19 protein-coding genes, 1 tRNA gene and 1 pseudogene are annotated in these 22,035 nt (G+C 74.2%); 10 read left to right on the top strand and 11 right to left on the bottom strand.

Translation table 11 applies throughout. The annotated features are described in order from the left end of the window. Positions 1–7 precede the first annotated feature (7 nt). Together nrtL and ACFY7E_RS04620 are read right to left on the bottom strand one after the other, a co-directional pair. A complete protein-coding gene (gene nrtL / locus ACFY7E_RS04625) occupies positions 8–964 on the bottom strand; it encodes an ArgS-related anticodon-binding protein NrtL (protein WP_389480682.1) in 957 nt (318 codons plus the stop codon). 318 nt (positions 965–1,282) lie between these two features. Beyond that, positions 1,283–1,700: pseudogene (locus ACFY7E_RS04620) on the bottom strand (response regulator); the annotation flags it as partial. A gap of 111 nt (positions 1,701–1,811) precedes the next feature. On the opposite strand from ACFY7E_RS04620, the gene ACFY7E_RS04615 reads away from it, so the two are divergent. After that, positions 1,812–1,883, top strand: a tRNA-Arg gene (locus tag ACFY7E_RS04615). Between the two features lie 481 nt (positions 1,884–2,364). On the opposite strand, the gene ACFY7E_RS04610 is transcribed toward ACFY7E_RS04615, so the two are convergent. From ACFY7E_RS04610 to ACFY7E_RS04600, 3 genes are all read right to left on the bottom strand, one after another. Next, a complete protein-coding gene (locus ACFY7E_RS04610; RefSeq protein WP_389480679.1) occupies positions 2,365–4,416 on the bottom strand; it encodes an acyltransferase family protein in 2,052 nt (683 codons plus the stop codon). Positions 4,417–4,967: 551 nt separating this feature from the next. Continuing rightward, a complete protein-coding gene (locus ACFY7E_RS04605) occupies positions 4,968–5,516 on the bottom strand; it encodes a hypothetical protein (protein ID WP_389480676.1) in 549 nt (182 codons plus the stop codon). Between the two features lie 19 nt (positions 5,517–5,535). Continuing rightward, entirely contained in the window at positions 5,536–5,892 is a 357-nt protein-coding gene (locus ACFY7E_RS04600) for a hypothetical protein (RefSeq protein WP_389480674.1), read from the bottom strand. 127 nt (positions 5,893–6,019) lie between these two features. On the opposite strand from ACFY7E_RS04600, the gene ACFY7E_RS04595 reads away from it, so the two are divergent. Continuing rightward, positions 6,020–6,793 carry a thioesterase II family protein gene (locus ACFY7E_RS04595; protein ID WP_389480672.1) on the top strand — a complete coding sequence of 258 codons (774 nt, stop codon included), beginning with the start codon at positions 6,020–6,022 and terminating at the stop codon, positions 6,791–6,793. Between the two features lie 101 nt (positions 6,794–6,894). Here the strand turns inward: ACFY7E_RS04595 and ACFY7E_RS04590 are convergent, their stop codons facing one another. Beyond that, entirely contained in the window at positions 6,895–7,326 is a 432-nt protein-coding gene (locus tag ACFY7E_RS04590; protein WP_383444876.1) for a PPOX class F420-dependent oxidoreductase, read from the bottom strand. 479 nt (positions 7,327–7,805) lie between these two features. Here ACFY7E_RS04590 and ACFY7E_RS04585 point away from each other — a divergent pair, with 479 nt between their 5' ends. The 5 genes from ACFY7E_RS04585 to ACFY7E_RS04565 all read left to right on the top strand — a co-directional run bounded on the left by ACFY7E_RS04585 (position 7,806) and on the right by ACFY7E_RS04565 (position 15,140). Beyond that, a complete protein-coding gene (locus tag ACFY7E_RS04585) occupies positions 7,806–9,905 on the top strand; it encodes a PBS lyase (protein WP_389481049.1) in 2,100 nt (699 codons plus the stop codon). 129 nt (positions 9,906–10,034) lie between these two features. Further along, on the top strand, positions 10,035–10,808 hold the full coding sequence (locus tag ACFY7E_RS04580) for a hypothetical protein (RefSeq protein ID WP_389480669.1): 774 nt from the start codon (positions 10,035–10,037) through the stop codon (positions 10,806–10,808). Further along, positions 10,805–12,118, top strand: coding sequence for an ATP-binding protein (locus ACFY7E_RS04575; RefSeq protein WP_389480666.1), 1,314 nt, complete (start codon positions 10,805–10,807; stop codon positions 12,116–12,118). The genes ACFY7E_RS04580 and ACFY7E_RS04575 overlap by 4 nt, the downstream gene beginning before the upstream one ends. A gap of 129 nt (positions 12,119–12,247) precedes the next feature. Next, positions 12,248–13,627: an FtsW/RodA/SpoVE family cell cycle protein gene (locus tag ACFY7E_RS04570; RefSeq protein WP_389480663.1), complete on the top strand. Its 1,380-nt coding sequence runs from the start codon at positions 12,248–12,250 to the stop codon at positions 13,625–13,627. A gap of 37 nt (positions 13,628–13,664) precedes the next feature. Continuing rightward, the gene (locus ACFY7E_RS04565) at positions 13,665–15,140 is read left to right on the top strand and encodes a penicillin-binding transpeptidase domain-containing protein (protein ID WP_389480660.1); all 1,476 of its coding nucleotides are present in this window, start codon (positions 13,665–13,667) and stop codon (positions 15,138–15,140) included. Positions 15,141–15,265: 125 nt separating this feature from the next. Here ACFY7E_RS04565 and ACFY7E_RS04560 read toward each other — a convergent pair whose 3' ends face one another. After that, positions 15,266–16,369, bottom strand: coding sequence for a ferritin-like domain-containing protein (locus ACFY7E_RS04560; RefSeq protein WP_389480657.1), 1,104 nt, complete (start codon positions 16,367–16,369; stop codon positions 15,266–15,268). Between the two features lie 215 nt (positions 16,370–16,584). Here ACFY7E_RS04560 and ACFY7E_RS04555 point away from each other — a divergent pair, with 215 nt between their 5' ends. The 3 genes from ACFY7E_RS04555 (at position 16,585) to ACFY7E_RS04545 (ending at position 19,027) form a co-directional block, all read left to right on the top strand. Then, a complete protein-coding gene (locus ACFY7E_RS04555) occupies positions 16,585–17,307 on the top strand; it encodes a TetR/AcrR family transcriptional regulator (protein ID WP_389480655.1) in 723 nt (240 codons plus the stop codon). A gap of 34 nt (positions 17,308–17,341) precedes the next feature. Then, positions 17,342–17,638, top strand: a complete 297-nt coding sequence (locus tag ACFY7E_RS04550; protein WP_389480653.1) for a hypothetical protein — start codon at positions 17,342–17,344, stop codon at positions 17,636–17,638. A gap of 102 nt (positions 17,639–17,740) precedes the next feature. Continuing rightward, a complete protein-coding gene (locus ACFY7E_RS04545; RefSeq protein WP_389480652.1) occupies positions 17,741–19,027 on the top strand; it encodes an NlpC/P60 family protein in 1,287 nt (428 codons plus the stop codon). 5 nt (positions 19,028–19,032) lie between these two features. On the opposite strand, the gene ACFY7E_RS04540 is transcribed toward ACFY7E_RS04545, so the two are convergent. The 4 genes from ACFY7E_RS04540 to ACFY7E_RS04525 all read right to left on the bottom strand — a co-directional run bounded on the left by ACFY7E_RS04540 (position 19,033) and on the right by ACFY7E_RS04525 (position 22,035). Further along, positions 19,033–19,560, bottom strand: coding sequence for a DUF6584 family protein (locus tag ACFY7E_RS04540; RefSeq protein WP_389480650.1), 528 nt, complete (start codon positions 19,558–19,560; stop codon positions 19,033–19,035). A gap of 78 nt (positions 19,561–19,638) precedes the next feature. Further along, positions 19,639–20,874: a styrene monooxygenase/indole monooxygenase family protein gene (locus ACFY7E_RS04535; RefSeq protein ID WP_389480648.1), complete on the bottom strand. Its 1,236-nt coding sequence runs from the start codon at positions 20,872–20,874 to the stop codon at positions 19,639–19,641. 38 nt (positions 20,875–20,912) lie between these two features. Continuing rightward, positions 20,913–21,632: an ATP/GTP-binding protein gene (locus ACFY7E_RS04530; RefSeq protein WP_389480646.1), complete on the bottom strand. Its 720-nt coding sequence runs from the start codon at positions 21,630–21,632 to the stop codon at positions 20,913–20,915. Next, a complete protein-coding gene (locus ACFY7E_RS04525; protein ID WP_389481047.1) occupies positions 21,613–22,035 on the bottom strand; it encodes a DUF742 domain-containing protein in 423 nt (140 codons plus the stop codon). Before ACFY7E_RS04525 ends, ACFY7E_RS04530 begins: the two co-directional genes overlap by 20 nt.

Here is a 22,035-nt window from a genome sequence, read left to right as displayed (position 1 = left end):
TGCTCTTTCAGATCCGATCGGGTGCGCTGATGCCGAGCACGGAGAGGCCACCGGCGAGCACCGTCCCGGCGGCTTCGGCGAGCGCGAGCCGGGAGCGGTGGGCGGCCGAGGGTTTCTCGTCGCCGAGGGGCAGGACGGTGTGCTGGAACGCGAGCAAGGCGTCGGCAACGGCTTCGAGGTGCCGGGCGACCCGGTCGGGGGCGCGGTGGCGGGCGGCGGAGAGGAGCGCGAGGGGGTGGTCGCGGAGGAGCGCGGGGAGTAGGGGGTCGTCGCACTCCCCCTGTTCGGGGGAGAACCCGAGCTGCCGTGCGTTGACGAGCAGCCGGCGGGTGCGGGAGTACGCGTACCGGACGCGGAAGAGCGGGTTGCGCTCGTGCGGGACGAGGAAGAGGGCGGGGTCGAGGGGCCGGTCGTGGGGGGCGGCCCGCAGGAAGGCCCACCGGACGGCGTCGCCGCCGGGATCGCACATCCCGGGATGCACGTGAACCCGCTCGCCCCCGTCCGCGCCGACCTCGACGTCGGCGCCCTGGGAACGCAGCAGCCGGCCGAGGGTCTCGACCACGACGACGGCACGGGGCTCGTCGCTCCCGGCGAGACGGACGACGGTCCCGGCGAGGGCGGCACCGTGCCCGTACGACGTCCCGGCGGCCAGGATCTCCCGTACGAGATCGGCGTCGCCGTCGCCCCGCAGGGTGAAGTTCAGGAACCCGGGCCCGGTGATCTCGACGGCCCGGAGCCCGGGAACGCCGCGGAGCCGCTCTTCGAGGATCCCGGCGACGTCGAGGGCGCTGCGCCCGGCGGGCCGGGCGAGGGCGAGGGCGATGTTGCTGGCGTACTCCCCCGCTCCTCCGGGCCGGGCCCGCTCGACCTTCGCCCGGGAAGGCACGTCGACCCGCAGAGCACCGTCGTCGACCGCGCGGCGCACGGCGTGCAGCACGGTGAGGGAGAGGTCCGCGGGGGTCACGGGACAAGCGTAGGGGAGGAGGGGGGTACCGACGCGAACCGGTTTCGCCATGCGGGCAACGGGGTACGGTCGCGCGCCGTGTCCCGGGGTGGGGAATCAGTCGGAAAGGGGCTCGCCGAGCCCTTCGACGGCACCACCGAGAAGACCGTCGCGGGCACCGTCACGAAGGCTGTCGCGGGCGCCGTCCCAGTCCCCCTCCGGGGCCCTCTCACGGAACCCGTCCTGGGGCGCGTCGGCCACGGCGACCGGCTTCGCCCCGCGGACCGCGGCCGGTTCCTCTCCGGTGTCCGGCCCGGCCGCGTCGGGACGCTCCCGCCGCTCGCGGCGCATCAGCTGCCGTACGACACGGACGAGCTCGGCGGGTTCGAAGGGCTTGGCGAGGAAGGCGTCGACCCCGGGGACGGCCCCGTCGGCGACCTCGCCGCAGGCGCTGATGATGGCCACCGGCAGATCGCGGGTCCGCGGGTCGGCCCGCAGCCGCTCGGCCGTCCTGATCCCGTCGAGACGGGGCATGACGACGTCGAGGGTGACGACATCGGGCCGAACCCGATGCACGACATCCAGACACTCGGCACCATCGGCCGCGGTCACGACCTCGAACCCCTCGAGTTCGAGATTGACCCTGATCAACTGCCGGATCACCTTGTTGTCGTCGACAACGAGCACCCGGCCGGACGCGCCTGACACACGAACGAGAGTAGGCCGCCCCCGACGACCGCGTCCGGCTTTTACCCACTTCTGACCCGTGCGGGGGACACGACCCCCGGTGACACCCCGGAAATACCTGTTCACAGGCACGCCCCGGGAGCTGGTAGGGTTCTACCCGTCGCCGCCGAACACGGCGGACGCCCCCGTAGCTCAGGGGATAGAGCAACGGCCTCCGGAGCCGTGTGCGCAGGTTCGAATCCTGCCGGGGGCACTTCGCGAGAAGTGCCAGAGAAGCCTCTGACCTGAAGAAATGCAGGTCAGAGGCTTCTTTTTCGATGCCGGAACGCACACGGCCCGTGTGGCCGTTGCACTTCACGGCTTTCGCTCATCGAAACGCCTGCGACCTGCGCTTCCACCTCAACCCGCCTACCGGGCGAGGCGTTCCAGACCTCTCGAAACCGGCCCGCGCGGGACATCTGTGGGACGCTCACGGAAAATGTGACGGACACTCGGTCGTACTTGTTCAGGAGTACGTCGATGCGCCTGTTGGTAAGAGCCCGGCGGTCGTCGAGGCACTTCGCGTACCGGCTCAGCAGTACCTCCACGCCGTTGCCGGCCGGGACGCAGCGGTCCGCGATGTCGAAGGCTTCGTGTTTCCGTTGAAACAGGCGCTTCGAGGGGTTCCCGGCGACGACATGCCACCGGGCCGGCCCGAAGGCCGGCCCGGCTGTCGTGCGGTCGCCGGTTTCGGGTCAGTCGTTCAGGCCCAGTTCCGGTCCGTAGTGGTCGGCCAGGGTTCGTTCGAGGACCGGGGCGAGTTTGAGGGCGAAGCCCTCGGAGATGTGGTGCCGGTCGCGGTAGACCAGGGTGTCGCCCACCACCAGGGGGCACTTCCCGTTCGAGGAGCAGAGCCAGGGGCGTGTCTCGATGACGTCGACGCCGGTCTTCTTCCCGGCGTCCCGGACGGCCTGGGTGACGAGCGGGGCGGGGTCCGCGTCCTTGGTGGTGCGCTCGCAGGCCGGGAGGTCGAGCGGGTGGCCGATGGCGCAGTCGAGGGCGTGCTGCGCCAGGTACGGGACGTCCGTCAGCGCCGCCACGCGCGTGCCGCTCTTCCGCAGGTCCTCGTAGCCCTCGACGAGCCCGCGGGTCCACTCGGTCCGCTGGTCCAGCTTGGTGTCGTACAGCGGGTTGTGCACCGCGAAGGACGTGAGGACCAGGTCGGGCTCGAGGGAGGCGATGTACTCGACGGCCTTGGCACGCCACTGGTTGCACTGTTCGTACGGACCGCCGCGGCCGACGTGGACCGTGGTGACCTTGCCCGGCTTGCAGTGCGCCTTGGTGAGGGACGCGAGCCGCCAGTGGTACTTGTCGGCCAGCGCCTGCATGGCGGGGAGCCACTGCGTCATGTGCGAGTCGCCGAAGAGGACGACCAGCCGGTCGCCGTCCTTGTCGCCGTATTCACAGGGCGTCTTCGGTTCCACCGTGTCGGGCGAGGCGTGACAGCCGTTCAGGAACGGCGAGTCCGGGGCGACGGTGATCTGGTCGATCCTCGGGTTCAGGTTGCCGGGGAGCTCGGTGGGCGCGGTGTCCAGCAGTTCGGCCAGCGCCCGCTCCGGCTGCTCCGCCGCGGCGAGCGCCTGCCGCAGGTCGGGGCCGTCGGGGCCGGTGGCGATCTTCAGCGGGATCTGGGCGGCGAGCAGGGCGATCACCGCCGATCCCACCGACAGCGCGAGCCCGAGCGACAGGCCCCGCCACGACGGGCCCTTGAAGGCGCGGTGGAACCGGACCGGGTCCTCCACGAACCTCAGGGTCAGCCAGGCCAGGTTCAGCGCGAGGACCGCCGCGAGGATCTTGACCAGGATCCGGTCCTCACCGAGCTCCGCGGGCAGGATCACGATGAGCGGCCAGTGCCAGAGGTACCAGCTGTACGAGAGCCCTCCGATCCACACCGCGGGCCTCAGGCCCAGCAGCGCGACGGCGCCGTACCGCGGTCCGCCGTCCTTCATGCCCGCCGCCAGTACGGCCACCGCGCCGAACACCGGCACCACGGCGTACCAGCCGGGGAAGGGCGTGGACTCGTCGAAGGCCAGCGCCGCGTACGCGATCGCCGCCAGGCCCGTCCATCCGAGCAGCGCCGCCACCGGGCCGGGCAGTCGGGCGATCCGGTTGGCCGCCAGCGCGAGCAGGGCGCCGGCCCCGAGCTCCCACGCACGGGCGGGGGATCCGAAGTACGCCCAGGAGGAGGACGTCTCGATCCAGTCCAGATTGAGGAGGAACGATCCTGCGCAGACGGCGGCGAGCAGGACGGCGAGGGCCAGCCGGCGGCGTGCCAGCCAGCGCACGACCAGGAGCATCAGCACCGGCCACACCAGGTAGAACTGCTCCTCCACGGCCAGCGACCAGAAGTGCTGGAACGGGGAGGGCGGGGCGTCGGCGTTGAGGTACTGGGTCCCGGCGTCCGCCAGGTGCAGGTTCACGAAGTAGAGGGCGCTCGCGAAGGCGTCCTCGGTGTACTCGACGAATCGCAGCGGTCCGAGGCAGAGCCAGGCGCCGGCCAGGGTGGCCAGGACCACCACGGTGGACGCCGGAAGCAGGCGCAGGGCCCGCCGGGCGTAGAACCGCCGCAGTGATATTCGGCCGGTCGACTCGACCTCGCGAAGCATCAGCGAGGTGATCAGGAAGCCGGAGATGACGAAGAACACGTCCACACCGACGTAGCCGCCGGCCAGCCGGTCGACGCCCGCGTGCGACAGCACCACGAGGCCCACCGCGACGGCGCGGAGGCCCTGGATGTCCAGCCGCATCCCCGCGCCCTTGGGCGCGGCCCCCGACGCGGGGGCGCCGGGTGACGCGGGAACGTTGGGCGGTCCGGGAGCCGCCGACGTCCTTTGGGCTACATCTACGACCTGCACGCGACGCTCTCTCCCCTACCGGCACACCGACTCTGGTGCTGGTCGGCGAATATATCCCAAGCGACACCTACGGCTCCTGGGTCGATCCGGGGGGCCGGTCCACCGGCCGTCGCCCCGTCCGGCCCCGGTCGTCGGCCCGGCCGCCGCCGGCCCGGGCGGGCGGCGACGCGTCTCTTCGCTGGTACGGGCCCCCTCCCTCCGTACCGAGCCCGTTCCCCGTCCGGCACCACCGCGCCCGCGCGCTTTCGCGCCGTACGGGCGCGCGTGCCGTGCGGACAGTGACACACACCACGGTGTCCCGGCCGCCGTACGCCCATCGCCGTGCGCGGTGCCGGGCGGCCGGTGCCGTCGGTGTCGCTGGTGGACACCGGGCTCGCTCCGTCCCGGCGGCCCGGTTCGTCAGCGCGGGCAGACCCGTCCGCACGGGTCCTCCGCGACCGTGGTCACGGCCACAGGTCGAGGACGGCGTCCAGGGTGAGTCTCCACATCGGTTCGGCGCCCGTGCCGAAGGCGGCGGCCAGGGCGTAGCCCAGGGACGCGTCGTACGGCTCCGGGGAGGGGCCGGAGGCGTCCGCCGTGTCCCAGTCCGCCGTGTCCCAGTCGGCCGACACGTGCCCGTCGCCGGACGACGTGAAGACGCCGAGCCGCCGGCCGTCCCGCAGCAGTCCGCTGGTGCCGAGGGAGTCCGGCACCAGCAGGTACGTGTGCCCCCGCGTCGCGGAGACGGCCTCCACCCGGTACGAGCGCCGGGTCAGGAACCCCTTGGCGGGGCGCAGGGTCTCCTCGGCGCCGTCGACGGTCAGGGTGAGCCGCTCGGGGTCGCGGGTGCCGATCGGCATGTGGCTCTCCGGGGGCGTTCCGGGGGCACGGCGCACCTCGACCGTGGGCAGTCCGCCGCCGCTCACGGTCAGTGTCCCGGCCGCGTGGTCGAGTGCGATGGCCACCGCGCCGAAGCGCGGATCGTCGGCGGTCACGTGCACGAGCGGTTCCATCGGAACGCCCTCCCCCTGTTCACCCGGACGGTCGGCCCCGACTCTCGCACAGCAAGGTGTCGTCCCCGTCCTCGAATTCCAGCTCGCAGGGGAGCCCGAGCCGGTCGAGGAGCCGTCCCAACTCGTCGACGCGGTCGGGGTCGACGACGCCGTTGAGCAGGACGTCCCGCTCGCCGGCCGGCTCGACCTCGATCCGGCACCAGTCGGTCTCCAGCTCGTAGCCGTGCCAGGACGACGAGCGGGAACTCCATCCCGCGCCGACGAAGCGGGCGGCCACGACGGAGGCGTCACGGCAACCGTGCAGCACGCCGCACACGTTGTCGTCCGGAGCGGCCCATCGCGGATCGAGCTCCGGGCCGCCGTTCGCCGTGTCCATGACCGGAGTATCCCGGAGTGTGCGGCACCGGCCGGTTCGGGGGACGTCCCGGTCGGAGTGCTCCTACGATGCCTTGTCGGCGGCCGGGGTGGCCGGGGGTGCTCGGAGTGCGGTGGGGTGGGGCGGGATGGGACGGACGCGTGACGTCTGGCTGCGGCGGTTCCCGGTGGGGGCGGGGGCGCCGGCCGGAGGCGGTGCGGGGGGTGAGCTGGTGTGCTTCCCCCACGCCGGGGGTTCCGCCGCCTACTGGCGGCCCCTCGCCCTGGCGCTCACCCCCGCCGTCGACGTGTCGGCCGTGCAGTACCCGGGGCGCCTCGACCGGCTGCGCGAGGCGCCGGTGGAGGACCTCCACCGCCTCGCCGATCTGATCGCGGAGGCGCTGGGCCCGCCGGACGGCCGTCCCCGGGCGCTGCTCGGGCACAGCATGGGGGCCTCCCTGGCGTACGAGGTCGCCGTGCGACTGGCCCGGCTGCCCGGCGGCGAGCCGGACCTCCTGGTCGTGTCGGGGCGCCGCGCGCCCGCCGCCGCCCGGTGGCGGGACCGGCCCGCGCCGCTCGATGACGCCGAACTCGTGGACCGAGTCAAGAGGTTGGGCGGGACGGACAGCGCGGTGTTCGACGAGCCCGAGCTGCTGGAGCTGGTCCTGCCCGCGCTGCGCGGGGACTACCGCGCCCTCGCCTCGTACGAGGACACCGCCGGCCGGCCGCTGACCTGCCCGGTCGTCGGCCTGGCGGGCGACGGGGACCGCGAGGCGACCGTCGAGGAGGTCGGGGCCTGGGGCGAGCACACCTCGGGCGCCTTCCGGACGCACGTCTTCCCCGGCGGCCACTTCTTCCTCGACGCCCACGCCGAAGAGGTGACCGAGCTCGTCCGCGGCCTGCTGCCGGCCCGCGCCGGCTGAGCGGCGCGGGGCCGTGCGGGGCCGTGCGGGGCCGTGCCGAGGGGTACGCCGTTCCCGGGCGGCCGCAGTCCCGCCGTACCCGCCGTACCCGCCGTACCCCGTCAGCGGATGTCGGCGCCGTACACGTGGTCGACGGTCATGGTGATGAGCACCCGGCGGTCGGAGACCATCGCCGCCCGGTACTCGTCCCAGTCCGGGTGTTCGCCGGCGGCGGCCCGGTAGTAGTCCACCAGCGCCTCGACCTCCGGCCCGTGGGGGTCGGTCCCCGGTCCGGTGAGGGTGGCGACGCCCTCGGCGGTGGCCCAGGTCATGCCGTCGGGGCCGGTGACCTCGAGGGTGGCCCGGGGGTCCCGCCGCAGGTTCGCCGCCTTGGCCGCGCCGGCGGTGGTCGACACGCGGATGACGCCCGCCGACCCGTCGTAGGAGGGCTGGACGGGGGACAGCTGCGGACGCCCGTCCGCCTTGATGGTCGCGAGGACGCCGAGGCGGCTCTCGGCGAGGAGTGCCCTGGGGTCGAAGGATGCGGAAGTCATGGTCCGATCATGACCCGTCCCGCGGAGAGCGAGTCAAGTGAACTTCCGCCGGGACCGCGCCACTTCGGCCGAACGGCCGCCGAACAGCCGTCCGACGGCGGCCGGTCGCCGGGCGTGCGGCCGTTCTCCGTCCGGTGCCGAGGGCCCGTTTCCGTCAGGGACGACATCGCGCCACGTATGGAGCGGTACGGAGGGTTCCCGGCACCGCCCCGCGCGCCGCGGGTCGTGGACACCGGCCGTCCGCGCGGGTGACGGCGGTCCGGTCGGAGAGGTGGGGAGGAAGCCGCGCCCGGGAGGCGGGCGGTGGGGCCGGAGAGGCGGGCACACAGGGCAACTGCCTTGTTCCGCAGCGTACATGGCGCAAAGAGACCGGAAGGCGGGCCCCTCGCGGGGCGGGTGTCGGCGGTACGGCCTCGTTGTCCGTCCTGTGGTGCACACTTGCTGCCTGGTACAGCGCTCACGGGGAAGGCGGCATGGCCATGCTGACGGGGATCGAGGAGGTCGACTGGGCCTCGCTGGGGCATGCGTACGGCCCCGCGGACGACGTGCCGGAGCTGCTCCGCGGACTCGCCTCCGCCGATCCCGCCGAGCGGGAGACGGCCCTCGACGGCATGTACGGGGCGGTGCACCACCAGGGCGACGTCTACGACTCGACCCTCGCCTGCATCCCCTTCCTCCTCGAACTCGTCGCCGACCCCGGCGTCCAGGACCGGGGCCCCCTCGTCGAACTCCTCACCAGCATCGGCGGGATCGAGCTGGACGGCGAGGAGGAGGAGGAGATGGGCGAACACCCGGGCGAGAACGGCGAGTTCATTCCCGCCGCCAATTACGCCATGGCCGCCGCCGCCATCGCCGCCGGGGCCGACGTCTTCCTCGGCCTCGTCACGGACCCCGACCCCGAGGTGCGGCTCGCCGCGCCGTGCGCGCTCGCCTCGCTGCACCCCGAGCCCGCCCGGGTGCTGACCCTGCTGCGGGAGCGGCTCACCGTCGAGCGGGACACCGAGGTGCGGCTCGCCCTCGTGGCCGCCGTCGGGCAGCTCGCCCTGCGGCACGCGTCGCTGCGCGCCGAGACCGTCGACTGGCTCGGCTGGCTGGCCCGGGCCGCGCAGGACCCGGGGCTCCGGCTCGCGGCCCTCGCGCAGCGGGCGCGCTGCGCGCCGGGCGAGATCCCCGACGACGTCGTGCCGTGGGTGACGGCGCTGCTGGAGGAGATCAGGACCGCGTCCACCGCAGGGACGGGGTCCGGCACCCCCCGGGGCGCGGCCCCGACGCTCATCGGGCAGGTGCGGGAGCTCCTGGAGGAGCACGCGGCCGGACGGCCGGCCCCCTGGACCGAGGAGCTGCTGCGGACGCTGCACACCGCGCTCGACGACCGCGTCGACGACCGGATCGCGCTGGTCCTCGCCCAGCTCTGCAGCCCCGACTGGGGACAGCGTTCGGACGCGATCTGGCTGTGCGGAAGTCTGATACGGGTCTGGCGCGGGCGGTACGAGGAGGTCGTCCGGCTCGTCGGCGACCAGCTCCACGATCCCGAGCCCCGGCTCCGGGAGGCCGCCACCTCCTTCCTGGAGCGGCTCTTCGAGCTGGGCGCGCCCGCCGCCGACGCGCTCGTGGCGCGCCTGGCCGCCGCTCCCCCGGGACCGGCCGGCGGGTACGGCGCCGTCGGGCGGTCCGGCCGGGACGGGGCGCTGATCGCCCTCGCCCGCGCCGGGGACATCCGCGCGGTGCCGCTGCTCGCCCGCGCCCTGGAGGAGGACGAGGTGCGGCGGGAGCTGCTGTACGCCACGGACGGCCTCGGGCCCTCGGCGGCGACGCTCGCCCCCGCGCTCCGGCGCCGGCTCGCCCGGGTCGGGCTGGACGAGCGGCTGTACGACCGGGCGGCCCCGCTGCTCCACGCCCTGGCCGCCGTGCGGGGCGCCCAGGCCCTCCCCGAGGTGCTGCGGGTGCTGCGCGGCGCGCCCGCGAACCGGCGCGACCGGGTGCGGGAGGCCGCCCTGCGCACCCTCGCGGCCTTCGGGCCCGCCGCCCGGGAGGCCGTGCCGGAGCTGCGGGAGCTCCTGGCCGACGGTTCGGCCGCCGTCTCCACGGCGGCGGCGCGCGCCCTGTGGGCGGCGGAGGAGGACGCGGCGGAGGTGCTGCCGGTCCTGGAGCGGTGGCTGCGGCCGGGCGTGCCGGACGCGGACCGGTGCGCCGCCGCCCGGGTCCTCGGCGAGATCGGTCCCGCCGCCGCCCCGGCGGCCCCGGCCCTGCGGCCTGCCCTCGCCTCGCGGGACCCGTGGGTGCGGGTCCGCGCCGCCGCGGCCCTGTGGCGGACGACCGGCGAGACGGCGGAGACCCTCCCGGTGCTGCTCGCCGTCTGGGAGGAGAACCGGCACGCGCGCGTGGACATCGCGGAGTGCCTGGCGGAGATGGGCCCCGCCGCCGCCTCGGCCCGGTCGGCCGTCCTCACCGAGCTGACCCGCGGACGCCGCCACAACGCCCGCGAGGGCGCCTCGGGCTCGCACGACGTCCACCTCGACGAGAAGCTCCTCACCCTGTGCCGGGCCGCCCTCGCCCGGATGGAGCGGGGGGCGTACTGAGGGGTGCCCGCGAGGCCCTCGCCGGGCCGGAGGGGCAAAAGGGACTTCGGCCTCCATAACCTCCACAAGGTGTTCCGCATAAGGTCTAGGGGGGAGCAGCCCGTCGACGACCGAGGAGCAGGTGGCCACGTGGGACCGCGCGGAGTGCACGCCGCCGTCGGCGCCCTGGGCGTCCTCGCGCTCGCCGGGTGCGGCAGCGCCGGTACGGGCGGCCTGGAGAGCGCCGGACCCACGAGCCCCGCCGTGGGACCCGTACGGCTCTGGCCCGACCTGCCGCCCGCCACGAATCCGCCGATCGACTACGGCGAGTCCGACATCCAGCGCGTCCCCGGGATCCGGGTGACCGGCGGCGACGTCCGCTCCGCCGACGCGGTGGAGGTCGTCCGCGCCGAGGTGCGCGCCCGTCCCGACGCGCGCAGCGGCGCGGACGGGCTGTACGAGGAGACCGCCCGGGCGGTCGAGGCCTGCGTGCGCGCGCCCGCCGCCTGTCCGGTCATGCGGCCGTACTACCGCGACCTCACCGGCGACGGCCGGGAGGAGCTGATCGTCGGGATCCGGATGCCCGAGCAGCAGGTCGCCGTACGGGTCTACCGCGCCGAGGAGGGCGGGCTGACCCGGATCATGTCCACCGTCGACCAGGTCATCAGCGTGGAGCTGGCCGGCCGGGACCTGATCATGCGGGTCGGTTCGGCCGGCATCCCCGGGTACGAGTACCGCACCGCCTGGTCCTGGGACGAGCGGCAGGGCAGCATGCTGCCCACCCGGGACGAGATCGTCCGGGCGAGACCGCCCGGCGGGCCGCCGGAGGGCCGACCGCCGGGCAGCCGGCCCTCCGGCGCGGGCCCGGCGCCTTCCCCCGTACCCCCCGCGCTCCCCGTACCCCCTCCGGAGGAGGCCCCGTGAGGGTGTTCCGGCGGCCCGCCTGGACCGCGACGCTCACCTGGAAGGCCGCCGTGTTCATCGCGGTGATGTGCTGCGCCCTCGCCGCGCTGCTCGGCGCCCTCGTCCACGTGTCCGTGACCCGGCAGACCGTGGACGACGCCCGGGAGAAGGCGCTGGTCCGGCTCGGCGAGGTCACCGACCTGTACGAGGAGGGCGAGCCGCTCCCCCGGTTCGCGGGCGTCGACCCGCCCGGCCTCCCGGCCCCCCTGCGGGCGCTCGCCCTGCGCGGCGAGCGCGGCACGGTGGTCGCCGACCGCGGGGGCCGGCCGGCGATGTGGGCGGCGGGCCCCGCCGACGGCCGGGCCCTCGCCGTGCGCCTCGACCACTCGCAGAGCGCCGAGACGATCGACGCGCTCGGCCGTTCGCTGCTCGGCTCCTCCGTCCTGGCGATCGGGGCGACCCTGCTCGTGGGCGTCTTCGCCGTCACCCGGGTCACGCGCCGGCTCCACCTCACCGCGCGGGTGGCCCGCCGGATCAGCGCCGGCGACCTCGACGCGCGCGTGGACGACCCGAGGACGAAGGACCCCACTCGGCCCCAGGACGAGGTGGCGACCGTCTCCGGCGCGCTCGACACCATGGCCTCCTCGCTCCAGCGGAAGCTGCAGAGCGAGCAGCGGTTCACCGCCGACGTGGCGCACGAGCTGCGCACCCCCCTGACCGGGCTCACGGCCGCCGCCGAACTGCTGCCCGAGGGACGCCCCTCGGAGCTCGTACGGGACCGGGTGCGGGCGATGCGCGGGCTCACCGAGGACCTGCTGGAGATCTCGCGGCTCGACGCCCGCAACGAGACCGTGGACCTGGCGGCGCACGAACTGGCCCCGCTGGCCGAACGCGTGGTCCGTGCCTCGGGCACGGAGACGGAGGTGCGGATCGTCCGGGACGCCACCGTGGAGACGGACCGGCGGCGTCTGGAGCGGGTCCTCGGCAACCTGGTGGCCAACGCGCACAAGCACGGGGCGCCCCCGGTCGTGGTCACGGTGGACGGGCCCGTGGTGACCGTGCGGGACCACGGGCCGGGGTACCCGGCGTACCTGCTGGAGTCCGGGCCGCAGCGGTTCCGCACCGAGAGCGGGAGCAAGGGGCACGGGCTGGGGCTCACCATCGCGGCGGGGCAGGCGGAGGTGATCGGCGCCGAGCTGACCTTCGCCGGGGCGCCCGGCGGGGGTGCCGAGGCCCGGCTGCGGCTCCCCGCGTACGAGCCCCTGCCCGGACCCTTGTCGGATCCCTCGCCGAATTCCTCGCCGAATCCCCCACCGGAGGAGAACGGCTGAGGAGAAGGGCCGCAGAGAGCCGGGAGGCCGTCGAAGGAGCGCGGCGGCACGCCGGAACGCGGCACACCATCACACGGCACACCGTCACACAAAAGGGACATAGCGCATACCGCTTGCTACGTTGCGCCCATGACCGCACCGCGAGCGGACGCGCCCCCGCCCGGCGTACGCGTCCCGAAGCGCCGCGGCGTGGAACTCTCCCTCCTCGTCTGCGCCGTCCTCATCTCCGTCTACGGCTACGCCGCGGTCGGTCTCGCCCGCGGCGGCGCCGTACCGCCGGACGCCGCCCGCTACGGGGCCGGGCTCGGCCTGCTCGCGCTCGTCGCCCACCTCGCGGTCCGCTTCGGCGCCCCGTACGCCGATCCGCTGCTGCTGCCGATCGCCGTCCTGCTCAACGGCCTGGGCCTGGCCCTGATCCACCGGCTCGACCTGGAGACGCCGTACGACCGGGCGGCGGCCACCCAGCTGGTCTGGTCGGCGCTCGGGGTGACGCTCTTCATCCTGGTGGTGCTGCTGCTGCGCGACCACCGCACCCTCCAGGGGTACGCGTACGTCTGCGTGGCCGCCGCCCTCGGCCTGATGCTCCTTCCGATCTTCTTCCCCGCCGTGAACGGCGCCAGGATCTGGATCAGGCTCGGCGGGCTCTCCTTCCAGCCGGGCGAGTTCGCCAAGATCCTGCTCGCGGTCTTCTTCGCCGCGTACCTCGCCGCCAACCGCAACGCCCTCGCGTACACCGGCCGCCGGATCTGGCGGATCCAGCTCCCCCCGGGGCGGGTCCTCGGGCCCGTGGTGGCGATCTGGCTGCTGAGCGTCGGCGTCCTCGTCCTGGAGCGGGACCTCGGCACCTCACTGCTCTTCTTCGGCCTCTTCGTGATCATGCTGTACGTGGCGACCGGCCGGACCGGCTGGGTCGCGGTCGGCCTGGTGCTCGCCTCCGCAGGCGCCTTCCTGGTCGGCTCGCTCGAACCGCACGTCCACGGCCGGGTGCAGGACTGGCTCGACCCCTTCGCCTCGATCCGGGCGGGCGAGGGGCCGGGGCAGCTCGCCCAGTCCCTGTTCGCCTTCGCGGCCGGCGGGATGCTCGGCACCGGGCTCGGCCTCGGCCACTCCGTGCTCATCGGCTTCGCCGCCAAGTCCGACTTCATCCTGGCGACGGCCGGCGAGGAGCTGGGACTCGTCGGCCTGTCCGCGCTCTTCCTGCTGTACGCGCTGTTCGTCGGCCGTGGCTACCGCGCCGGCCTCCTGCTGCGCGACCCCTTCGGGCGGCTCCTCGCGATCGGGCTCGCCTCGATCGTGGCGCTCCAGGTCTTCGTGATCGCGGGCGGGGTGATGGGGCTCATCCCGCTGACCGGTATGGCGATGCCGTTCCTGGCCCAGGGAGGTTCGTCCGTAGTGACCAACTGGGTGATCGTCGCCCTCCTCGTCCGGGTCAGCGACTCGGCGCGCGCCCCGCGACCGGAGCCGGCCGGCGCCGGGGAGCCCGTGCGGGTCAAGGAGGGCGCCGCGTGACCGGCCCCGCGACCGCGTACGCCCCCGGGGCGGCCCGGTGACCCGCCACATCCGGCGCGCCGCCGCGCTCTGCCTCCTGCTCCTGGCCGCGCTGCTCGTGAACGCGGGCCGCGTGATGGTCGTCGAGGCCGGGTCCCTGAACGACGATCCGGCCAACCGTCGGATCGCGATCGGCCGGTACGCGCAGCCGCGCGGCGAGATCGTCGTCGACGGGAGGCCGGTGACGGGCTCCCGGGACAGCGGACAGCAGCTGCGCTGGGAACGGACCTACCGACAGGGGCCGTTGTACGCGCCGCTGACCGGCTACGCCTCCCAGACGTACGGCACGACGCTCGTCGAGGGCGCCGAGGACGCGGTCCTCGCGGGCACGGACCCGATGCTGGCGCCGCTGCCGTTCCTGAACGGTCTCACCCGGGGCCGGGAGCCCGGCGGCGACGTGCTCACCACGATCCGGGCGTCGATGCAGGAGATCGCCTTCCGGGGGCTGGCCGGGAAGCGGGGCGCGGTGGTGGCGGTCGAGCCGGCCACCGGCCGGATCCTGGCGCTCGTCAGCTCGCCCTCGTACGACCCGGGGGTGCTGTCCGGGACGGGCCCGGGGGTCGCGGAGGCCTGGAAGCGGCTGAACTCGGCGCCGGGCCGGCCGATGCTGAACCGGGCGCTGCGGCAGGCGTACCCGCCGGGCTCCACGTTCAAGATCGTGACGGCCGCGGCGGCCCTGGACGCGGGTGTGGTGCGGGACGTGGACGCGCCGACGGACACCCCGGACCCGTTCGTGCTGCCCGGCACCCGGCAGGTGCTGCCGAACGAGGCGAAGGGGTGCGGCGACGCCTCCCTCGCGTACGCCCTCCAGTGGTCGTGCAACACGGTGATGGCCGGGCTCGGGGTGGAGGTGGGCCTGACGGGGATGGTCGACGCGGTGGAGCGGTTCGGCTTCAACGACACGGCGCTCCGGGTGCCGTCGTGGGTGGCGAGGTCCACCTTCGACCGGGAGATGAGCCCGGACCAGCTGGCCCTGTCGTCGATCGGGCAGTTCGACACGACGGCGACCCCGCTCCAGATGGCGATGGTGGCGGCGGCGGTCGCCAACAACGGGGAGATCGCCCGCCCGCACCTCGTCGACCGCACGACGACCTCCGGCGGCGCGACCGTGGAGCGGACCGCCCGCCGGAGCCACCGGCAGGCGATGAACCCCTCGACGGCGCTCCGGCTCCAGGAACTGATGGTGCGGGCCGTGGAGGAGGGGACGGGGACGAACGCGGCGATCCCGGGGGCCCGGGTCGGCGGCAAGACCGGCACGGCCCAGCACGGCTTCGGCAACACCGGCACCCCGTACGCCTGGTTCATCGCCTGGGCGCAGGGCGAGGGCTCCGCCCGGCCGGCGGTGGCGGTGGCGGTGGTCGTCGAGGACGCGGAGGCCTCCCGCACGGACATCAGCGGGGGCGGGAGCGCGGCGCCGGTCGCGAAGGCGGTGATGGAGGAGGCGCTGCGGCTGGAGACGGAGGGGAGGGGGTAGGCGGCGGGGCCTTCACGCGGCCGCCCCTCCACCCGGCCCGCCCGGGAAGCTACGTCCACCCGGCCCGCCCGGGAAGCTACGTCCACCCGGCCCGGGAAGCTACGTCCGCCCGCCCCCTGAGGTCCCTACTCCGCCCCCGCCTCGATCGCCCCCGCCACCTCCGCCACCCGGTCCCGCTCCTCCCGCGCGAAGCGCTCCGCGTCGAGGCGTTCCGCCACCTCCTCGTCCTGGGCCATCAGCAGGTCCAGGTTGGAGTCGCCGAGGTCGAAGACGCCCATGTCCAGGTAGGCCTTCTGGAGGCGCGGCCCCCACAGGCCGATGTCCTTGACGCAGGGGACGATCCGGCCGAAGAGCAGCTTGCGGAAGAGCCGGAGGAACTCGCTGCGCTCGGTCAGCTCCGCGGCCTCCTTGCGCGGGACGCCGAAGTTCACCAGGACGTCGGTGGCGCGCAGCCGGTCGCGCATCAGGTGGCAGCCCTCGATGACGAACTCCTCGCGCTCGCGGAGTTCGGCGTCCGAGAGCTGCCGGTAGTGGTCGCGCAGGGCCATCCGGCCGAAGGCCACGTGCCGGGCCTCGTCCTGCATCACGTACGCGAGGATCTGCTTCGGCAGCGGCTTGTCGGTGGTGTCGCGGATCATGCCGAAGGCGGCGAGGGCGAGGCCCTCGATGAGGACCTGCATGCCGAGGTAGGGCATGTCCCAGCGGGAGTCGCGCAGGGTGTCGTCGAGGAGGCCCTTGAGGTTGTCGTCGATCGGGTAGAGCATCCCGACCTTCTCGTGGAGGAAGCGGCCGTAGATCTCGGCGTGCCGGGCCTCGTCCATGGTCTGGGTGGCCGAGTAGAACTTGGCGTCGAGGTCGGGGACGGACTCGACGATCCGGGCGGCGCAGATCATGGCGCCCTGCTCGCCGTGGAGGAACTGGCTGAACTGCCAGGAGGAGTAGTGGCGGCGCAGCTCGCCCCTGTCCTTCTCCGTCATCCGGTCCCAGTACCGGGTGCCGTACAGGTCCAGGGCCTCGTCCGGGGTGCCGAGCGGGTCGTACGGGTCGACCTCCAGGTCCCAGTCGATGCGGGTGGCGCCGTCCCACTGCTTGTCCTTGCCCTTCTGGTAGAGGGCGAGGAGGCGGTCGCGGCCGTCGTCGTAGTCCCAGGAGAAGCGGGCGGCGCCGGCGGCCGGCACGTCCCAGACGGCTCCGTCGGGGGCGTTCGCGTAGAGGTCGTGCGTCGACATGGACGTACTCCTTCTTCCGACCTGGCTCGGGTCCGGTCCCAGCAGGCTCACACGCTGTTGACGACCCGTCAATAACTCGTACGGAGTCCGAGGGGGGTCGGTCGTACGGAGCCGCGCCGGGGGCGGGAGGCCGTGCGGGCGGGCGCCGGGGTCGCCGGCGTGAGGGAATCGGACCGCGCTCCCGGCCGGAAGGGCGCGCGGTTACGCTGCGGAGCATGACGAGTCCCGCCACGCCCGCCTACCGCAGGCTCAGCGTCGAGGAGCGGCGCGGCCAGCTCCTCGAAGCGGCCCTGGGGCTCTTCGCCCACCGGACGCCGGAGGACGTCTCGCTCGACGACGTCGCCGAGGCGGCCGGCGTCTCGCGGCCCCTCGTCTACCGCTACTTCCCGGGCGGCAAGCAGCAGTTGTACGAGGCCGCCCTGCGCTCCTCCGCCGACGCCCTGAACCGCTGCTTCGCCGAGCCGCTCGACGGGCCGCCCACGGAGCGGCTCGGCCGGGTGCTCGACCGCTACCTGGCCTTCGTCGACGAGTACGACGCGGGATTCAGTGCCCTGCTGCGCGGCGGCAGCGTCGTCGAGACCCCGCAGACCACCGCGATCGTGGACGAGGTGCGGCGGGCCGCCGCCGAGCAGATCCTCCTCCACCTGGAGGTGGAGCGGCCGGGCCTCCGGCTCGGGATGCTGGTGCGGACGTGGATCGCCGCCGTGGAGGCCGCCTCGCTCATCTGGCTGGGCGAGGAGAAGCAGCCGCCGGCGGCGGAGCTGCGCGACTGGATGGTGGACCACCTGGTCGCCCTGCTCACCGCGACGGCGGCGGGCGACGAGGAGACGATGGGGGTCGTCCGGCGGCTGCTCGCCCAGGAGACGTCCGAGGGGCCGGTGGCGGACCTGGCCCGCCGGGCGATCCCGGTGGTGAGCGAGGCCGCGCACCTGCTGTGAGCCGGGGACGGGGGCGGCGGGGGAGACTGGAGGGGTGAGAAGCGAGAACACCCCCTTCCGCGGCGGGCCCCTGGACGGCCGGGTCCTGCCGATCCTCCTCGGCCCGACGGGCCACCCGCCGAAGTGGTACGAGGTCCCGGTCCCGGCGCACGACGGGAACCCGCCGACGGTGTACGCCTACCGGCGCGAGCCCGCCGGGTACACGAAGCGGCTCGGCCTCCAGCGCGGCTGGGTGTACGAGTACGCCCCCGGGGGCCGGGAGCGACGCGAGCTGCGGTGGCCGTGGTCGAAGCCGGACGGGAGGTCCGGGGACCCTGGTCCGACCGGATGAGTCCGACCGGATGAGTCCGACCGGGTGAGGACACCGGACTCGCCCCCTTTCATGCGGTAATCGCACGAATTGAACCGTCATCATCCCCGTGGAGGTGGTGACGTGTCACGAGGACTGCTGCGCACGGTCTGCACGGGAGCGCTCGCCGCGCTGGCGGCGCTCACGGGACCGTTCCCGGCGGGCGCCGCCCCGGCGGACCCGCCCCCGGAGCCTCCGGTCGCCCGGCCGGACCCGGAACGGGAGCCGGTGGGCCCGGTGGACCCGCAGGCCCCCGACACCCCCGCACCGACGGCACCGACCACTCCGCCCCCTCCGGCCGCCCCGGAAGACACGGACCCCGACGACGCGGCCGCCCTCGCACCCCCCGGCGGAACCTCGGTCACCGGCCTGCTCACCCGCCTGCGCGCCCTCTACCGGCAGGCCGAGGAGGCGACCGAGCGGTACAACGCGGCCGAGGAGGCCCTGAAGCTCCGGACCGCCGACGCGAAGGGGCTCGCGACCCGGCTCACCGCCGCGCGGGCGGCCCTCGACCGGGAGCGCGCCGAGGCCGGGCGGATCGCCCGGGAGCAGTACCGGGGAAGGTCGGAGCTCTCCTCGTACCTGGACGTGCTCTTCGCCCCGGACCCGCGGACGGCCATGGACCGGGAGCGGCTGGCGGCCCGGGAGGGGCGGGACCGGGCCGGCGCCGTCTCCCGGCTCGCGGGGGCCGCCCGGCGGGCCGACGCCCTCGCGGGTGCCTCCCGCAAGGCCGTGGACCAACAGCGACGCCTGGCCGCCGAACAGCGCACCCGGCGCGACGAGGTCCGGACGAGACTGAAGGAGGTCGAGAAGACGCTCGCCGGCCTCTCCCCGGCCCAGCTCACCCGGCTCACGGAGCTGGAGCGGACACAGACCGCGGGAGCGCAGAGCGAACTGCTGGGCTCCGGAGTCCTGGACGGCCCGCGCACCCCGTCCCGGGCGGGCGCGGAGGCCCTGCGGTTCGCGGTGGGGCAGATCGGCAAACCGTACGAGTGGGGGGCCGAGGGCCCGGACGCGTACGACTGCTCGGGACTGACGCAGCGGGCGTGGGCGGCGGCGGGCCGCGAGATCCCCCGCACCAGCCAGGAACAGTGGGCGACGCTCCCCCGGGTGTCCCTCGCGGAACTGCGCCCCGGGGACCTGGTGGTCTACTTCCCGGGCGCCACGCACGTGGCGGTCTACCTCGGCGAGGGCCTGGTGGTCCAGGCACCGCGCCCCGGCGCGAAGGTGAAGGTCTCCCCGATCGCGGCGAACCCCCTGCTCGGAGCCGTACGCCCGGACCCGGCCGGCACGGCCCTGACCTCGTACACGCCACCGAACCTTCCGGAGGACGCGAGAGCGGGCGAGGACGAGGGCTTCGACCGCGCCTGAACGGCTCAGTCGGCGATCGCGACGAGCCCGACCACCCAGACCCCCAGGTTGAGGAGGACCCCCACGACACAGGCGCCGCCCACGAGCACACCGGCGAGCGTCCAGCTCCGCTCGTCCGGCGGGAGCCCCTCGTCCCAGCGCTCCTCGTACGAGGCGGGATCGTCCCAGTCGACCGGTCGCCCCAGCTCCCCGGCGCGAGCCGTCCGCACCGCCGCGAGCCGCCCCTCGGCGAAGGCCGTGGCGGCCAGCGCCTCGGGCCCCCACCAGGCGAGAGCCTTCATCCGCCGCGCGGCGGACCCGTACCGCTCCTCGAACGCGGCCGTCTCGTCCTCCCGCCGGTCCTCTTCGAGGTACATCCAGCGCCCGGCCTCCGCCGCGTCCCCGTACAGCCGGTACACCTCGGCGAGCCGGCGGCGCAGGGTCAGGTCGTACGGAAAGGACGAGACGAGCCCGCGCAGCCGCTGCCGCGCCATCGGCACACGACCGGCGGCCAGGTCCGCGTCCACGCGGGCGAGGGTGTCGGAGAGGGACATGCCCACATGATCGAACGGAACGGGCCGCCGCCACGACCGGTTTTCGGCGGTCGTGGCGGCGGCCGGTCCGTCCTTCCGTCAGCCCCGCGTCAGCGAAGCCAGGTACGCGCCCGTCTTCTCCGGGTCGTAGAAGAAGTTCTCGAAGTCGGAGGGGTCGTCGAAGCCGTTGGCGAAGCGGTCGGCGGCGGGCTGGAGTTGGCCGGCCGCGCCGAGGAGGTTCAGGACGTGCTCCGGGGGCGGGGACAGCATGGCGTTCGTCCACTTGGTGACGTGCCGGGCCGTCTGCCAGTAGCGGTCGAAGGTGGCGCGCATCCAGGCCTCGTCGAAGGGGCCGTCGCCCTGTTCGACGATCGACGCGAGGTACGCCGCCGCGCACTTGGAGGCCGAGTTGGAGCCCTGGCCCGTGACCGGGTCGTTGGCGACGACGACGTCCGCGACGCCGAGGACCAGGCCGCCGCCGGGGAGCCGGCCGATCGGGTTGCGGACGGTCGGGGCGTAGCGGCCGGCGAGGGTGCCGCCCGCGTCGGTCAGTTCGACCCTGGTGGCCCGCGCGTACTCCCACGGCGTGAAGCGCTCCATCAGCTCCAGCGTCAGCGCCAGGTGCTCCGAGGGGTCCTTGACGCCCTTGAAGACGTCGAGCGGGCCGCCGGGGATCCCCTCCCAGAAGAGGATGTCGGCGCGGCCGCCGGTGGTGAGGGTCGGCATGACGAAGAGCTCGCCGACGCCCGGGACGACGTTGCAGCGGACCGCGTCGAAGTCCGGGTGCTCGGGGCGCGGGCCGAGGCCGTGGACGTACGCGACGGCGAGCGCCCGCTGCGGCTCGGTGTACGGGGAGCGGGAGGCGTCCCGCTCGAACATGGAGACCAGCTCGCCCTTGCCGGCCGCGACGAGCACCAGGTCGTAGTTGCGGGAGAAGTAGTCGAGGTCGCCGACGGCCGCGCCGTGGATGACGAGCTGGCCGCCGCGCTGGGCGAAGGTCTCCATCCAGCCGGCCATCTTCACCCGCTGGTCGACGGACTGGGCGTACCCGTCGAGCCTGCCGACCCAGTCGATGAGGCGGGAGGAGTCGGGGCCCGCGACCGAGACGCCGAGGCCCTCGATCCGGGGGGCCTGGGTCTCCCAGAAGTTGAGTCCGAGGTCCCGCTCGTGCTGGAGGGCGGTGTCGAACATGCACTGGGTGGACATGACCCGGCCGGCGCGGATCTCGTCCGCCGTCCGGTTCGACATGAGGGTGACCTCGTACCCCCGCGACTGCAGTCCGAGGGCGAGCTGGAGGCCGGACTGTCCGGCCCCGACTATGAGTATCTTCCGCATGGGTGGTGCTCCTGGCGTGGCGTGCGTGAGGGGGCGGGCTATTCGGGGGTGGCGTCCAGGGCGTGCGCGACCATGGCCAGCAGGGTCTCGACGACGCTGTAGCGCTTGCGCGCGTCCATGATCACCACGGGGACGTGCGGGGGCACGGTCAGCGCCTCCCTGACGTCCTCCGCCTCGAACGACTCGCTGCCCTCGAAGTGGTTGACCGCCACGATGTACGGGAGTCCGCAGCTCTCGAAGTAGTCGAGGGCCGGGAAGCAGTCGGTGAGCCGCCGGGTGTCGGCGAGCACGATCGCGCCGATCGCGCCGCGCACCAGGTCGTCCCACATGAACCAGAAGCGCTGCTGTCCCGGCGTGCCGAAGACGTAGAGCACCAGGTCGTTGTCGAGCGTGATCCGGCCGAAGTCCATCGCCACCGTGGTGGTGAGCTTGTCCGGCGTGGCGGTGAGGTCGTCGGTCTCCTCGCTCGCCCGGGTCATGAGGGCCTCGGTCTGGAGCGGGGTGATCTCCGAGACCGCGCGGACGAAGGTGGTCTTGCCCACGCCGAACCCGCCCGCGACGACGATCTTCGTCGCCGTCGGGGCCTTGCTGTGGTCGAGCTGCCAGTCCTGCGCGCCGTCCTCGGTGTCCGGTGCGAGCGGATCCGGGCGGGGCTGCGCGGGGATGCCGACGGCCGCCCGTGTTTCGGGGGCGGCTTCGGCGACGCCTCCGGGGACGGTCCCGGAGACGGCGGAGGCGTCAGAGACGACGGAGTCCACTCAGCACCCTTTCGAGGAGCGCGCGGTCGGGCTGGCCGGTGCCGTGACCGGTCCCGTACACACGGATCTTTCCCTGGTCGGCCAGGTCGCTGAGCAGCACCCGGACGACCCCCAACGGCATCTTGAGGAGCGCCGAGATCTCCGCCACCGTCCGCATCCGGCGGCAGATCTCGACGATGGCCCGCATCTCCGGCATCAGACCGCGGGCGCCGGGCCCGCCGTCCGTCAGGACCTTGCGGGCGGCGGGCGCTTCGAGCGCCGCCACGAAGGTCTCGACGAGCAGGACGTGGCCGAAGCGGGTCCGGCCGCCGGTCAGCGAGTAGGGGCGCACGCGCGCGGGGCGGCGCCCCTCTCCGCGTACCGGCAGCTTGAAGGCGTGCGGGGCCGGCGCCGCCGAGGACAC

Source organism: Streptomyces sp. NPDC012825 (genome assembly GCF_042900925.1).
Classification (GTDB): domain Bacteria; phylum Actinomycetota; class Actinomycetes; order Streptomycetales; family Streptomycetaceae; genus Streptomyces.
Note: the sequence above shows the minus strand (reverse complement) of the source record. Positions and strands in the feature narration are given on the sequence as shown.

Coding starts and splice junctions, on each gene's coding strand:
- ACFY7E_RS04610 (WP_389480679.1), bottom strand. CDS start 4,416: ATGCGGCTGGACATCCAGGGCCTCCGCGCCGTCGCGGTGGGCCTCGTG.
- ACFY7E_RS04605 (WP_389480676.1), bottom strand. CDS start 5,516: ATGGAACCGCTCGTGCACGTGACCGCCGACGATCCGCGCTTCGGCGCG.
- ACFY7E_RS04600 (WP_389480674.1), bottom strand. CDS start 5,892: ATGGACACGGCGAACGGCGGCCCGGAGCTCGATCCGCGATGGGCCGCT.
- ACFY7E_RS04595 (WP_389480672.1), top strand. CDS start 6,020: ATGGGACGGACGCGTGACGTCTGGCTGCGGCGGTTCCCGGTGGGGGCG.
- ACFY7E_RS04590 (WP_383444876.1), bottom strand. CDS start 7,326: ATGACTTCCGCATCCTTCGACCCCAGGGCACTCCTCGCCGAGAGCCGC.
- ACFY7E_RS04585 (WP_389481049.1), top strand. CDS start 7,806: ATGCTGACGGGGATCGAGGAGGTCGACTGGGCCTCGCTGGGGCATGCG.
- ACFY7E_RS04570 (WP_389480663.1), top strand. CDS start 12,248: ATGACCGCACCGCGAGCGGACGCGCCCCCGCCCGGCGTACGCGTCCCG.
- ACFY7E_RS04560 (WP_389480657.1), bottom strand. CDS start 16,369: ATGTCGACGCACGACCTCTACGCGAACGCCCCCGACGGAGCCGTCTGG.
- ACFY7E_RS04555 (WP_389480655.1), top strand. CDS start 16,585: ATGACGAGTCCCGCCACGCCCGCCTACCGCAGGCTCAGCGTCGAGGAG.
- ACFY7E_RS04540 (WP_389480650.1), bottom strand. CDS start 19,560: ATGTCCCTCTCCGACACCCTCGCCCGCGTGGACGCGGACCTGGCCGCC.
- ACFY7E_RS04535 (WP_389480648.1), bottom strand. CDS start 20,874: ATGCGGAAGATACTCATAGTCGGGGCCGGACAGTCCGGCCTCCAGCTC.